Genomic DNA, 15695 nt, shown 5'->3' with positions numbered 1-15695 from the left:
CACTCATCGTTAGTTGTTTCTTGTCCTCTTGTTAAATAGATAGACGGCAAAAAACTCCCACAACAGCTTACCTGATAAAATAGTAATATTTTTTAAAAATAAATATTTATTTACTGGGTTAAATCAATTATTCTTATGTAAGAACTTTCAAAAATATGGAAAGGTAAGAAATTGATAGGTATCGGAATCACGTAATAAGTTCTAATAGGAAAGAAACTGATGAAGGAATGCTTAATTGAAATTTGAAAAGGAGATTCAACATGAAAATATTATTACGAGTACTTATGAGTACTGTTTTACTGATGCCTGTTACTTTTCTGCTGTTGCCTGTTCTTCACAACTCTGAGGCAGCGGGTACTACATTTATGGACATTAAAAAAATTACAAATGTAGATGTTTCTACTCTGAATGTTTATGATGATCAGCTCATTACTACGTATCGTGATTACGCTAACCAACCCGCCCTTATCTCTTCTTACAGCAAGGATGGTTTGTTGAATTGGGAAATATCCGCGATAGGGCCTCATGCAATAACTGAAAATAAATTTGCCACGGTAGACGGGAATTATGGCGTACTGTACATTCGTTCCACGGCTACCGGAGAAGTTTTAACCACAAACAAGATAGTTAATTTTGGTACAGTTTCACGGATTTACATGAATGAGAATTATATTGTTCTTGCCAGCAAATGGTCATTTGTCGTTTATGATACGAACGGGAAGTTTATCATGCAAGACAAGGCTGATGTTTATACCGGGGCAGCTCTCAGCAAGAACACGCTGGTGTTTCAAGATTCGAAAGGCATCAAATTGTACAATCTCTCTACCCGTCAAAAGATGTGGGGTGTGCCGTTAGAATCTCGTTTTAGTACTGCACACACTCTCGTGCCCAATGAAAGCGTGATCTATGCCCAAGGTGTTGAACGTTTATCTACAACGGATTCTGTACCTGTAAAAGATGTGCTGCTTGCAATAAACGCTAGCACAGGCAGAGTTCTCTATAAAAAAGACTTCGGCAAGTATGAAGAAACATGGGTTCAAGTTAAAGAATTCGGACTGCTCACAAGCCACGATGTAGAAGATATTCATAATATTTATAATGCTGATGGCACTTTGAAAATGAGTCTTAACATGGAATCTCCAGCGATCAAGCAACTAAAGCAAAAAAATAATATTTCTGGTAACTATTATAATTCAGCTCAGAACTTTGTCGATTCAAAGGACGGAATTTATTACTTTAAACGTTACTACGGGGTATATGATGAGTATGTATTTTCATCCCTTAAAAGTCTGGATGAAACAGGAGCTGTAAAGTTTGAAAAAGTATTGGATGAACATGTATTTAGTATCGCAACGACGTATTCAAACAAATTATTTGTGGCAAACGGAAAAGGACTTGGCTATTCCGGCGAAACGAATGAACTGAACGTCTACGATTCAAGTGGGGCTTTATTAGATACAATCAAAACAGAGTATATAAAACATTTACAATCAGACGGCTCTAGTTTATATGGCTATGGCGGCAATACGCTTTACATCTTTAAAGAAAGCGAACCGAAAGTCGTACCACGGATCTCCGGAACCAGCCGTTATGATACGGCTGTCGCCATTTCCAAAGAAGGCTGGAAAACAGCTGATACGGTCGTGCTTGCCACTGCAGGGGATTTCCCGGATGCACTAGCGGGTGGACCGCTGGCATTCCAGAAGAATGCGCCGATTCTGTTGACGCGGACAGCTTATTTAACGAAAGAAACCAAAGCCGAGATCGAGCGGCTCGGTGCTAAAAAAGTGATCATTCTCGGCAGCCAGGGAGCCGTGTCGTTGGAAGTAGAGAAAGAATTGAAGCAAATGGGGCTGACTATCGAGCGGATTGGCGGCAAGAACCGTTTTGATACAGCGGCTTTAATCGCGCAACGTCTAACTTCCAATGAGGCGGTTGTGGCATACGGCTTCAACTTCCCAGATGTCTTGTCTGTTTCGGCATACGCCTCCAAAAACGGCATTCCGATATTATTGACACGGACCGACAAGTTGCCGGCTGAAACTGCAGCGGCGCTCAAATCGAAGTCGAAGACCCATGTAATCGGAAGTACAGGAGCGGTAGGGGAAGCAGTGTTTAAATTACTGCCGAACCCGGTGCGCTACGGCGGCAAGTCCCGTTACGATACCGGCTTTGAAGTGAACAGTAAGTTGAAGATGGGCAATGGTAAGGCATTCATCGCAACAGGCACGAACTTCCCGGACGCACTGGCGGGATCAGTCCTTGCGGCGAAGAACAACGCCCCAATCCTGTTGGTGAAGGGAGACACCATTCCGGGAGCGACTGCGAAGCAACTCGCTGACTATGAATCCTATGCCATCTTTGGTGGAACGGGAGCAGTTGGGGAGCCTGTCCGGAAACTATTGATCCAGCAATTGTATAAGTAAGAGAAACAGGAAACAGCGGACAATCATGTAGATTGTCCGCTGTTTTTAAATATACTATTTCTTAAAATCCGCCCCTGAAATTCGCGTCCCAGGGACATCTGTTGAGAGGAAATGGACCTTAAAAAGAAGGCCATAATATTATTTTGAGCAATTGATTAGAAGGAGCCGATGGGTGGGACAAATTACCCTTTAGTGGGTGTCCTACCTATTTACCATAAAAAATCTATTATTCCAAATATTTAGTATGCAATAACTGGATTACTTGGTAGAATAGTCATAGGAGATCGAAAGGGAGAATTTAATTGTTGCAGTGTGATTCGTACTTAATAAATCGAGATACATTGGCTTTGGACCCGGTTTTTGTTGATGGATACCGGACCCGGATTATAACGAAGCATGGTGAGTATCTTTCAAGAATGTCAATTTTATCCTTATTGGAAGAGTCGTGTATCCGTAATGCTTCTACTTTTGATGGTCGAATAAAGGCTATTCGTAAGTTAATGGAATATCCGCAAAAGACTCCCTTGCTTATTGATACGGAAGAAGAAGTGGCTGCATGCCCGACACTTTCGCATATACATCCGGAATGTGTTTGGATATTCAATCACCATTTTCATGTGAATGTGTTGAGTGGTAACACGTCGGAAGTAGTGTTTGACAATGGCATGTCTCTTCAAGTAAAAGTCTCTAAGCATGTTTTAAACAATCAACAACAAAGAATGTATTCGATGATGGAAGTGTATCGGTCGAAGCGCCGTAACATGATGATCTACGTAGAAAGGCCTCGTACTTTACAAAAATAACATTGAGGATATTTGCTTAATTCCTGAAGTGAAAATGAATTAAATAAAAATATAGAGGTCTCCTACATTTATTACCTATATAGAAAATACAAAAGCGGCTGAAATTGCATCTTCAGCCGCTAATATTTTGAATACGGAGGTAGTTCTTTATCGTTTCCCACAATGGTCGTAATTACCTAGTTCGGTGTGCCATAGAAATGCTGATCATACACATGTTCGACAGGGTAATGTTTGTTGACAAAAGAATGGATATACCTTCTATAAGGTAGAACGTAAGTACAAATTCCATATTAATTTACAGAATTTTCATGCATTTTAGGACGTGATGTACTCATATAAAAGTGCTCGTTTGAGAAAGTTTTAGCCAAATTAGGAAATGGTTAGATTAATTTGTATGGGGTGATGGGATGGAGATGTTGTCGGAAAAGCTATTAGGAGAAAGGTTTATTGTGTGGAGTCAATTTTTTGAAGAGACCGTCGCTGGTGACCGTATATTAATACGACCAGAGGCGAGGATTACGTTTAGAGAAGGCACAAGTGCATTTAATTTTGAGAAACACCCCCGTGCAGATGCAGTCATCGTGATATTTAAACCAGGCAGTTGTAAGCCTACTTTAGATGTCCATTCAGGACAATGGACAGAATCGAAGCCGGATAAAACGCAGTTTCAGCTGATGCGATTGATGGAGCATATGGCATGGAATGAAATGAAGATTGTAAATTTGTCGGATCTTTGTGAAGGTAACGAATTTTTAGGACTATTAAAAAGATGTGAATATGCAGGAATCGTGCATTCCCGATTTGTCAGTAATCCAGAGTCTGAATGGTCTAACGTAATCTCCGGGGCTGACCGACTAATCTACGGTTGGGGAAAAAAGAGTGAAGCCAAAGAACTTGCGGATGGATATGGCTTATTGGATGTGGATGACATGTTAGCCACCCATGGCAAAAAGCCAATTGCGGTATGGGACACTGTGAAGGGGTATCCGAAACATCCTTTTCCGTTTACTCCTAAGAAGTGCGAGGCCTGGTTGGATGAAATGGTGGAGCTGTTAAATGATCAAGCATATGTCCAAAATAGTGAAAAAGGGATACCTGTGTAAAGCAGAATATACACTATATCGGTGGCACCTTTAGATGCTGAGCTGAATATAGGCCGTTCGAAACTGTATAGGAGCTTAATTTGCAGCCTAATTCCTCGACTGTAGTAAGAGTCAAATAATGCCCACCTAATTGATAGGCGGGCATTTTTCCTGTGCAGATTTTACTTTGTCATCATTTCTTTCAGTTTATCCAAAGTACGCTCTCTTCTTTTCTTGACGCACGACTTCGAAACTCCTAAGTGAACGACTACCTCATCCAGCGAATACCCTTCGACAAACAACAAGTGAATCAGTTGCTGTTCATGTAGCTTTAACTGCGACAAAGCTTGTTCAACCTTCTCCGACCATTCGCCACAATCCATCTTGCCATTATACTTATTCACCATCAGGCCAAGAATTTGGTCTTCAGCGGGAACCAAGCGATCATCTTGCGTTCCTTTTTTCAACTCATCTAGCAAACTCCCATAAATACTACGGAAAGCAAAAGGCGTAAAGTCCCCTTTTGTTTCATCAAATCGCAGCCAAGCTTTCCACAAACCAATTCGCCCAACTTGAATAAACGAGTCATGATTTTTGTAAACATGTAACTTCCGTAAACACGCATGAATCATCGGTTCGTACTGCTCCAACACTTCTTCAAAATTCGTCATTTTCCTACTGCCTTGCCAATGTGCACATCAGAGTTATTCCCAGGTAACAACAGTGTAGGAGATTCAAATAATTCAGTCCAATGGTGAAAAAACACGTTTCCCCCAGAGAAACGTGTCGTATCCCTAGGGAAAACATGTCGTTTCTTTGGGGAAAACGTCAAAAAGGAACACAGATTAGGAAAGTGACGAGAATTTTTAAAATGGGGGTTTTGAAGGGAAATAGATGGTGGTAGGGATGTTCGATAAGTCAAAAAAAATAACCCATCTTTGGATTTGTCTCAGATGGGGACAGTTATGCCGGATTTTGGAGAGATCAAGTATGTTGTGGAAACATTTCTTTTTATATGGAGGGACTTTGGTTGTATTCAGTGGCCTCTCTCCAATAGAACGGTCCATTACAAAAAACGAATTGTAATATGGGTAATTATTCTAATAATGTCTTAACACAGTATTCACACCCTCTTCATATTCAACAACTACACTAACAGAGCAAGTCAAATATGAGGAGGCCCTTAACGGATCAAACACATTTGAAAAAGAAAGCTCTTCCTATCGACATCCTTTCATTTTTAGCAATCGGTAGAGTTGCTGGAACCATTGCAAAATTTCCATTACAGAAAGACAAGGAATTCCTATAAAGGAAAGGTAAAGGTAGGTTTTCTCAATTACCCTCTACATAAACACGGTGAAAATAACTTAGGAAAAGCTATGTTAAATTAACCAGTAGTAGCAATACAAACGTAATAGAATAGGAGATGATAAGAGTGAATAAAAAAACATTATTGGTTACAGGATTATCATTACTATTTATATTTAGTCCGTTCACACAGGCTTTTGCTGAAGAATCAACTGGAGAAGTAAAGAAAGTGGATAATATAGCCCATCGTGGTGCGGCAGGCTATGCACCTGAAAATACGATTGCTGCTTTTGACAAAGCAATAGAAATGAAAGCTGACTATATCGAGATGGATATTCAAAGAACTAAAGATGGTGAATTAGTCATAATTCACGATACTTCAGTGGACCGAACAACAGATGGCACCGGGTATATCAGAGACTTAAATTATAACGAACTGAGAGATTTGGATGCAGGAAGCTGGAAAGGCACTGAATTTGCTGGAGAAAAAATCCCTACGTTTGACGAAGTTCTCGACAAATATCATGGGAAGATTGGTATTTTACTTGAATTAAAGGCTCCAGAACTCTACCCTGGCATTGAAGAAAGCATTACTCAGGAATTAAAAGATCGCAATCTTGATAAACCGCAAAATCAAAAAATGATTCTTCAATCGTTTAACTTTGAATCTATGAAAAAAATGAACACTCTTCTACCGAATGTTCCAATTGGAGTGCTGACATGGTCAAAAGCACATACAACACCACAAGCTTTAAAAGAGTTTAGTGCGTACGCTGATTATTTTAATCCAAGTTACGGATTAATCAACGAAGAGCTAGTCAATCTAGTACACTCACTAGGAATGAAAATACAATCATGGACAGTACGTAGTCAGGCATCTGCTGACTTTCTTCTGGAGATGAAAGTGGACGGTATTATTACGGACTATCCTGACTATGTTGACCCAAGAAAAGAAAAGTAATCAACTTGATGAATCCTTTTAACCAAGTTAGAGATTCCTAGAACAGAAGTTGAAAAGGGCGCAAATATATAATATTCTCAAAGATGCCGAAGCTATTTCAAAGTTCGGCATTTTTCAATACATAGAATCAGAGACCATAGCTATGACTCATTAAAGAAAGCAAGTTCTAAACACAAGTGATAAGTAGGGTGGCACGGCTAGACGATATGCCACTTTCTTGTTCGAGATGTTCTTGCAGGCTCACTTCTGCGTACCTATGTAAGCCACAAACTGGAAGGACATTGGTGTCCTTACACAGTACGGGAAAGTCTGCCAAACACTTCTTTCAAATAACGCAGACAGATCCTTTAAAGTTAGTAACAAGCAGCCGAAATTGCATCTTCGGAGGCTTCTTTACTAGGCAGTAAGTGTCCATTCCCTAGTAAATCAAAAGCGTTGACCTGTGCATGTGAAGGTTGAAGGCGAGCGAAGGACGGACATCCGCCGCAAGATTGCCTCTAAAAAAGAAACATTTTGATGTGACAGCGTCACATCAAAATGTTTTTTATTCCCCAGGTTATGATGCAGCAGGTGTACCGTCCAAAGCGAGTCGGAACCTTCATGTGCGTGACTTTAACAACGCTTGTTACTTGCCCTCTTGAGTCGGGTGGCACTATTATGCCCAAAATGCACAGGTACCAAAAGGGGGGAAGGTGCCACCCATCACCTTGCAATGAAAAGCGCGAAAATAATAATTAGATTCTAATTATTGGCTTTTTTCATACTATATATAGGGGTGAATAAATGCCGAGAATAAAGTACGTAGATTCAGACGTTGAGTTAATGGCAAGGATGATGCGAGCAGAAGCCGAAGGTGAAGGTCAGCAAGGAATGTTATATGTTGGAAATGTAATTGTTAATCGTGCTAGATCTGATTGTTTAGACTTTAGGGATGTAAGAACAATTAGAGATGTCATTTTTCATATTCAAGGAGGAAATTATTCTTTTGAAGCTGTTCAAAAAGGTAATCTATTTTATCAGAGAGCGAGAGAAGTTGAAAAGAGATTAGCAAAACAGACTTTGGATTTTTGGGGAAAACATCCGGGGAAATACGCTCTTTGGTACTTTAATCCATATGCCCCTTGCCCTCCAACATGGTACAATCAACCTTTTGCAGGTCAATTTAAACAACATTGTTTTTATGAACCAATTGGCGGAACATGTGATAGCGTTTATAGATATTGAAACAGGTTAACCCTTCATTTAAGGAACATAGAGTGATTCTTTAAAGTTAGCTACGAGTTGCCCTTATCTTCGGCGATACTAATTATAGAGTGTATGGTACCAATCTAGTAAACCAAAATCATAGAACTTTGCACGTGAAGGTTGAAGGCGAGTGACGGACGCAGACCCTCCGAAAGATTCCTAGCATAAATGAAACTAGCGATGTGACAACGTCACATCGCTAGTTTATTATTCAAGGTTATGATGCAGCAGGTGTGCCGTCCAAAGCGAGGCGGAAACCTAGTCGATGCAATGTTAGAGATAACACTCTTGCTGAGCTCGCTTCAAGCAGGGTCTTGCGTATTTGTGTAGGCCATAAATTGAGGGACATTGGTGTCTTACACAGGTACTGAAAGTGTGTGAAACCCTTATTTTAAAGAACGTAGATGGATACTTTATAATTAGCTACGAGCTGCCCGCATCTTCAGCAGCTTTTTTTCTGAGTAGTAAGTGACTATTCTCTAGTAAACCAAAGTGCCTGTACATACCAGAATTTGTGGGATTTTGTCGTTTCAATTAGGTGGAAAATGGTACAATACATACAATTAGACGTACTGGAGGAGCATCAAAAATGCCTGATTGGTCATACCATGTTTTATTTAAACCAATTTCAAAAAAGCTTCCTCCTCCTGTTTCAAGAGAGTTTATCCACAGTGGGATGTCTAGAATCGCATCTCTTCCCGGTGGCGAACGCTTCATTAACTTTTTAGGTCGAGAGGAATCATCTGTTTTATTGCAAAGAGAGATTCAAGACATCACGTTTCCAAATCCAGTTGGACTATCTGGTAAAATAGATCCTTTATTAACAGGATCTAAGGCATTTTCTAATCTAGGATTTGGTTTTATAGAAGTCGGTCCAGTAACGAAAAATAGTGTCACTGATGCTTGCGTTCCTTCCATTAACTATACCAAGCAAATGATTGAGTTCTCACCCCACTATGAATCCATTGGAATTGAACAAACACTTCAACAGCTTAAAAAATGGAAACCAAAGCAACCGCTTTTGATCAGGTTAGCGGGAACGGTTGATGAGCAAGTAGAAATGTTGGAGAAGTTAGAACTGTACGCAGATGCTTTTGTTGTACAATCGACTAGTTTCGAGAGATTTCACCACATATCAAATAAACCAATTTATTTGGCTGTACCTGTCAATCAAGTAGAAGAACTACCTATTAATAAAATTCAAATTAATTTTTCTGGTGTTGTCTTGGATGAACAATTAGTCAATTCATCTGAAGAAAATCTGCCAGAATTACTAGACGGTATTCAGTTTTTAAGAGCTCATCACTTTCAACTTCCTATTCTTACTGTCGGTGGGATTAATGAACCGGCTGATGCATTGGCGTTACTGGGTGCCGGTGCGTCCCTTGTTTTGTTATCAGGTGGCTATGTTTTGTCAGGGCCAGGGCTAACTAAACGAATTAACGAAGCATTGCTTTCGGAAATACAACCTGAATACGCAACAAATACAACTTGGATTTGGTATTGGTTATTTGGGTTGATGATTTTAACTGGTGGTTTTTTAGCGCTTCTTTTCAGCTTAACCTCTATCATTCTGCCATATGATGAGCAGTTTCTTAGAATGGAAAGGGATGAAATACTGTTATTTAATGAGCGTATTTTATTCTTTATGGCCCATGACCGAATGACACTCGCGGGCACCATGATTTCTGGTGGGATTGTTTATATGTCCTTAGCTAGATATGGGGTACGCAATGGCTTGCTTTGGGCAAAACAAGCGATAGATTTGGCTGCCATCATTGGCTTTTTGGGAATCTTTCTATTCATTGGGTATGGCTATTTTGATTGGCTCCACCTCATCTTCTGGCTAATACTTTTACCTTTTTATATCATTGGTTTTGTAAAGACAAGACATTTGCATGGAACACCTTCTTCCTTTAATACAAGAAATCACGCCAGTTGGAGACGCAGTTTAGTTGGTCAACTGGCATTTGTAAGCCTGGGGTTCTCGTTTATTCTTGGGGGTATTATTATTTCATTTGTAGGCGTTACGAAGATCTTTGTTCCAACCGATTTATTGTATATTTGTATGTCCCCGGAGATGCTTCTTTCCTTTAATGAACGGCTATTGTCTGTCATTGCACATGATCGAGCTGGTTTTGGGAGTGCTTTACTGAGTGTTGGGTTTTTAGTGCTTACTTTGTCTTTGTGGGGATTCCAACAAGGGAATAAATGGGTATGGTGGACGCTACTTATCGGTGGCCTCCCAGCTTTCGCAGCTGCCATATCGATTCATCTTTTAATTGGCTATACCACGTTTATCCATTTACTACCGGCCTATTTTGCTTTAAGTCTATTTATTATTGGGCTGGTTACCACTTATCGCTTTTTCCATATGAGGGAAGTTGACTTGTGAGGTTAAGAGAATGGGGTATGAGTAAAAAACTAATTAGAATATACACTACAATTGCATGCGAAAATCCTAATTCCGAATAAATGATTGATTTTGTATATGGTACTAAATATGATGATTCACCATCTTAGGTAGCCTGGGGGCTGTTGCTGGGGAAGTTCAGAAGGCTTTGGACCAGGCTTTAAATAATAACTGAAGATTCTAATGAAGAATAGGAGAACTCGGCTAAAATAGCGTGTTCTCTTTTTTATTCTCCGGATTGGTACTGCAATTAAATTTACTTAAATAGTCTTGGATTGAATGTATACTAATATTCCTGAAATTTACTATTTTACTTGCACAGTATATGAGATAATTTAGTAGATAAACAGAAATTGTACTCGAACTGCACTTTCTTTAAGACTGAAACCGCAAAAATTAAGGTCATGCATTCAACATTAAAATCGTTAGTGGTTTTCAAAATTAGAATGGGGGAAAATTAGTGCATAAGTTTTTGAAGTTTTTATTAGTTTTTATGTTATTAATAGGTTTTCAAACGAATATAACTGCAAGTGCTAGTACAAATGTGAGTGGAATAATAAATCAGGATACTACTTGGACTTTAGCAAATTCTCCTTATTTTTTAACTGAAGATATTCAAATTGCTCATGGTGTTAAATTATCAATAGAACCCGGAGTTATTATTGAAGGAAATAATAACCGAATTAGGGTTTTTGGAGAATTTAGTGCAATTGGTAACGCTGATTCCAAGATTATTTTGCGAGAAGTGAACATAGAACCAGGTGCAGGAAATTCTAATGAAGAATATCTTATTCAAATTGAAAATGCTAATCTAATTCATGGTAGTTTATATAGAGCTACAGGCTATGGTGTATATGGGAGTTTGATACTAAAAGATTCCAGGTTATTTGAGTTGTCAGATCGATCATTTTATATTTGGTATCCGACTAGTGATGTAACAATTGAAAGAAATGTATTTATAAATACTGATGGAATCAGTGTAGGAACTAGTGATGATGTAAAAGTAAATATACTAAATAATGTTTTTTATAATTATAAAAATTATGCGGTTTCAAATTGGGCGAGTTACCAGACTTCCGAAACAATAGTTTCTAATAATTCTTTTTTGTATTCGAAAGAGGATGGATTAGGAAATCAGATAAATAGTAAAGAAACATTAGTTTTACCAGCTGGTTATGGTGATAGTAAAATGATAGCTACTAATAACTATTGGGGAACAACAGATGAAACTATTATTGAGGAAATGATTTTTGATAAGAATGATGATCTTAGCTCAGCTTCCTATATAAACTTTAAGCCATATTTACAAATGCCTCACTCTAACACCCCAATTATTGAGACAATAGCACCTGATCAACCCATTGTGGAAATAGTCACAAATCAAAGTACAGAAATTAAAGGTAAAGCTGAAAAAGATTCTACTATTGAGATATTCACTGAACAAAATTATTTAGTGGGAAGAACGACCACAGACAATAATGGAGACTTTAAAATTAATATAGAGTTACTTAATGAACAAACTCGATTATTAATTACAGCTACGGATGAATGGTTCAATAAAAGTATTCCAACGATATTAGTAGTTAAAGATTCAATACCACCTAGTCTAACATCTATTAACGAAGTAACAGACCAATCAATCAGCGTTACCGGAACAGCAGAGATAAATTCATTGATTACTGTTACAACAGGTACGACTCAAATTGGTTCAGCTATCACATCTAGCGATGAGTCTTATACAGTTTCCATACCAAAACAAAAAGCAGGAACCAAATTAGCAGTAACAGCGACTGATACTGCAGGAAATGTAAGTCTTTCTAAAGAAGTTACAGTAATAGATAAAACAGCACCTGTTGCACCAATAGTAAGTGAAGTAACAAATAAATCTACAAGTATTACAGGTACTGCAGAAGTAGGTTCAACTGTAGTTGTTAAAGCAGGTAGTATTACTTTGGGAAGCGGAAAAGCTTCTACTGAAGGTAAGTTCAGTGTTACTATTTTGAGCCAATCAGTAGGTACAGTCCTATCAGTTACATCTACAGACAATTCAGGAAACGTTAGTGCCGTATCCAATGTAACCATAACCAAGGCTCCAGCAGAAAAGACTGACCGTTTAGCTGGTCAAAGCCGATACTCTACTGCAATTGCCATTTCTAAAGAAGGTTGGGCAACATCTGATACGGTAATCATTGCAACTGGAGCTGACTTTCCAGATGCTCTAGCTGGTGGACCATTAGCATATAAAGAGAATGCGCCTATCTTATTAACTAAATCAGCAAGCTTGCTAGCTGAAACAGAAGAAGAGATTATTAGATTAAAAGCGAAGAAAGTGATTATTCTTGGAAGCACAGGAGCGATATCGCTCGAAGTGGAAGCGAAGTTGAAACAAATGGGGATAACTACTGAGAGAATTGGTGGTAAGAACCGATTTGATACAGCTGCATTGATCGCAAAACGTCTTCCGTCAAATCAAGCGGTAGTCGCATACGGCTTCAATTTCCCAGATGTTCTTTCAATTTCACCATATGCCGCGAAAAATGGTGTGCCGATATTATTAACGAGAACTGACAAAGTACCAGCTGAAACAATGAACGCAATGTCAGGTAAAACGAATACAATTATCGTGGGTAGCACAGGTGCAATTAATGATAATGTAATGAAGCAATTCCCTAAACCAGTACGTTATGGTGGAAAGAACCGTTTTGAAACCGGAAAAATCATTGTTTCAAAACTTCCAATGGGAACTGGGAAAGCGTATGTAGCCACGGGCCAAAACTTCCCAGATGCACTTGCGGGATCTGTCCTTGCAGCATTTAATGATGCTCCTATCCTTCTTGTAAAAGGAAAAGCAATTCCTACAGAAACGAATGATCTTATTTCTAAATATGATGATTTCACCATCTTAGGAAGCCTTGGGGCTGTTGGAGACGAAGTTAAGTTGGAATTGGACAGAGTTCTAAGTAACAAGTAAATTAAACAGTACTATGTTCTATGTTGAAATTTCTTTCTGAAAAATTAGGACCGGAGAATCCGTAATGGAATCTCTGGTCTTTTTCTGTAGTAATATTATCCAAAATGCACAGGTACCAAAAGGGGAATATGTGCCACCCATGACAATTGGCTAATCACTAAGTAAAAGGGCAATATGCAACTTGACCGCATCCGCAAACAAGGTGGGATTAAGCCCTGTAATTTCTTCAATCTTTTTCAAGCGATAGCTTAACGTATGACGATGGATACTTAAAAAAGATGTCGTTTCAGAGGCGATTGTATTGCAATCGAAGTAAGCAGTTAGGGTGAGACGTAGTTGCTTATTCAAGCCATCTAAAGTCCGATTGGTGAATTGATCTACGGCAGGCTGCGGATTTCTTTTTAATAAGGCCATCAATTCAACATCTTCAAAATAAATTAATTGTTGTCCTGTTTTTCCAAACTGCAGGGCATTTTTTGCCGTTGTGTAGGAGTAATGAATCTCGTCAATTGCAGATGCTGAGATTCCAACGCCAATGCGTACGATACCTATTTTTTGCAAAAAATGAAGCAGCTTTGTTAAAGTCACTTCTAATTGGAAATCGTCTACTCCAGCTAGCAAGACAAAGAACTCATTTATCTGTGAGTGGCCAGTTAAGAACGAGTATTGATCGAAATGATCTTCCAATTGTTCGAGAATTCTTCGTGATGAAGACGGTATACGTTCAAATTCAATTAAGAGCGTCACGTATGTACTCTTTTGATCAAGTTTAAGCATGGCTAACCTTTCATTGATTATCGGAGATAAGGGTTTGCCGCTGATTAATTCTTCAAAGATTAAATCGTTTAGCTTTCGGCCCCATTCGGTTTGGGAGGTAATAAACGATTGATGCACCATCATTTCAGTTGTAAGTTGTACGAGCGTTGAAATTTCTTTTAGATCCTCAGGGTTACCTGTAATACCGATAACGCCGACCAGCTTTTCCTTAAAGAAGATTGGTAGATTCACGCCAGGTTTTGAACCCCGCCAGTCCGCTAAGTTTTCATTCGTGATCCATAAGACTTTCCCCGTTTTTGCTACGTGTGCCGCACCTTCGTGTATCGACTCAATCCGCTTTACAACTCCTGAAGCTAAGATCATCCCGTTCGTATCCATAACATTCAAATTTCGATTTAAACGAATCATTGTTTGTTCAACAATTTCTTCAGCTAGTTGCTTAGTTAACATGATGACTCCTTAATGTATAATTATTCTGAATATTAACACATGAAATATGTACATTTAGTATAATGTAAATATTTTTTTAAAGCACTATAATTTTATGTAAGCGCTTTTATTTGGAGGTATGTGTATTGAAAATCATATTGGCACCTGATTCATTTAAAGGGAGTATCTCAGCGTTGGAAGCAGCAAACGCAATGGCACAAGGGATTCAGGAAATTCAGCCTGCTTTTGAGCTCGTGATATTACCGGCAGCTGATGGTGGTGAAGGAACGATGAGCAATCTAGTCGCAGCAACTGATGGAGAAGTATTCGGGGTCGCTGTACAAGACCCACTAGGAAGAAAAGTTGTAGCACGCTATGGTGTGCTCGGAGACAAAGAAACTTGTGTGGTTGAAATAGCTGAAGCTTCTGGTCTTACGCTTCTAATGGATCAGGAAAGAAATCCGGTATTAGCCTCTACATACGGAACTGGTGAATTAATTTTACATGCATTGAATTCCGGTTTTCGAAAATTTATCATCGGTCTTGGAGGAAGTGCAACGAATGACGGAGGAGTTGGAATGCTTCAAGCACTCGGCATGAAGTTCCTCAATCAAAACGGGGAGGTGTTGGCACAAGGTGGAGGTGCTTTAAGGCATCTTCACAAGATTGATCAAGCCCATTTTGATAAGCGTGTTTCGGAAAGTAGCTTTCTTATTGCATGTGATGTGGAAAACCCGTTAGTCGGACTAGAAGGTGCATCTGCCATATTTGGTCCACAAAAAGGAGCTACGCCTGATATGGTCCACCAACTCGATGGGAATTTATTGAATTATGCAGATGTAGTTGAGAGAATGACCGGTATTTCTCTTCATGAGAAGAAAGGTGCAGGGGCTGCTGGTGGAGCAGGCGGTGCTTTCCAAGTGTTCTTTACGGGGGAAATGAAGCGAGGCATCGATGTCGTTTTGGAAGCCATTGGATTTGAGGGTCAGCTGGTGGATGCTGATTTGATTGTTACGGGTGAAGGAAAAACGGATGCTCAAACTTTATCCGGCAAAACACCGTTCGGTATTGCTGAAGCAGCAATGAAAATAGGAAAACCAGTAATTTTGATATCAGGTATGGTCGATGAAACGAGCGTGGAAATGTTACTGCCTTATTTTACAGAAGTGCATTCGGTCGTGGACGAAACAGTATCGGCAGAAGAGTCAATGGAAGAGGCTTTTCATCATTTGAAGATGAAAACAAAAAAAGTTATAGAAGAGTACATAAAAAATTAAACA

Annotated in this window: 10 protein-coding genes; 8 read left to right on the top strand and 2 right to left on the bottom strand. The window is 39.2% G+C overall.

Annotation, left to right across the window (positions count from 1 at the left end):
* Window positions 1–260: 260 nt before the first annotated feature.
* From C406_RS19810 to C406_RS0100215, 3 genes are all read left to right on the top strand, one after another.
* Window positions 261–2426, top strand: a complete 2166-nt coding sequence (locus C406_RS19810) for a cell wall-binding repeat-containing protein (protein ID WP_017378567.1) — start codon at window positions 261–263, stop codon at window positions 2424–2426.
* 305 nt (window positions 2427–2731) lie between these two features.
* Window positions 2732–3229 (top strand): competence protein ComK, encoded by a 498-nt coding sequence (locus tag C406_RS0100220; RefSeq protein ID WP_237740485.1) that lies wholly within the window; start codon window positions 2732–2734, stop codon window positions 3227–3229.
* A 449-nt stretch (window positions 3230–3678) separates the two neighbouring features.
* Window positions 3679–4332, top strand: coding sequence for a DUF1643 domain-containing protein (locus C406_RS0100215; RefSeq protein ID WP_237740484.1), 654 nt, complete (start codon window positions 3679–3681; stop codon window positions 4330–4332).
* Window positions 4333–4493: 161 nt separating this feature from the next.
* Here C406_RS0100215 and C406_RS0100210 read toward each other — a convergent pair whose 3' ends face one another.
* Window positions 4494–4982: a sigma-70 family RNA polymerase sigma factor gene (locus tag C406_RS0100210; protein WP_017378564.1), complete on the bottom strand. Its 489-nt coding sequence runs from the start codon at window positions 4980–4982 to the stop codon at window positions 4494–4496.
* A gap of 764 nt (window positions 4983–5746) precedes the next feature.
* On the opposite strand from C406_RS0100210, the gene C406_RS0100195 reads away from it, so the two are divergent.
* From C406_RS0100195 to C406_RS19805, 4 genes are all read left to right on the top strand, one after another.
* Window positions 5747–6580 (top strand): glycerophosphodiester phosphodiesterase, encoded by an 834-nt coding sequence (locus C406_RS0100195; protein WP_017378561.1) that lies wholly within the window; start codon window positions 5747–5749, stop codon window positions 6578–6580.
* 783 nt (window positions 6581–7363) lie between these two features.
* Complete coding sequence (locus tag C406_RS0100190; protein WP_017378560.1) at window positions 7364–7804, top strand: cell wall hydrolase; 441 nt, start codon at window positions 7364–7366, stop codon at window positions 7802–7804.
* A gap of 610 nt (window positions 7805–8414) precedes the next feature.
* On the top strand, window positions 8415–10220 hold the full coding sequence (locus C406_RS0100185) for a hypothetical protein (RefSeq protein WP_017378559.1): 1806 nt from the start codon (window positions 8415–8417) through the stop codon (window positions 10218–10220).
* Between the two features lie 478 nt (window positions 10221–10698).
* Entirely contained in the window at window positions 10699–13209 is a 2511-nt protein-coding gene (locus C406_RS19805; RefSeq protein WP_017378558.1) for a cell wall-binding repeat-containing protein, read from the top strand.
* Between the two features lie 150 nt (window positions 13210–13359).
* On the opposite strand, the gene C406_RS0100175 is transcribed toward C406_RS19805, so the two are convergent.
* Window positions 13360–14436 (bottom strand): CdaR family transcriptional regulator, encoded by a 1077-nt coding sequence (locus tag C406_RS0100175; RefSeq protein WP_017378557.1) that lies wholly within the window; start codon window positions 14434–14436, stop codon window positions 13360–13362.
* 125 nt (window positions 14437–14561) lie between these two features.
* Between C406_RS0100175 and C406_RS0100170 the strand changes: the two genes are divergently transcribed.
* Window positions 14562–15692: a glycerate kinase gene (locus C406_RS0100170; RefSeq protein WP_017378556.1), complete on the top strand. Its 1131-nt coding sequence runs from the start codon at window positions 14562–14564 to the stop codon at window positions 15690–15692.
* Window positions 15693–15695: the final 3 nt, after the last annotated feature.

The organism is Paenisporosarcina sp. TG-14, assembly GCF_000297555.1.
In the GTDB taxonomy this organism is placed as follows: domain Bacteria; phylum Bacillota; class Bacilli; order Bacillales_A; family Planococcaceae; genus Paenisporosarcina; species Paenisporosarcina antarctica.
Note: the sequence above shows the minus strand (reverse complement) of the source record. Positions and strands in the feature narration are given on the sequence as shown.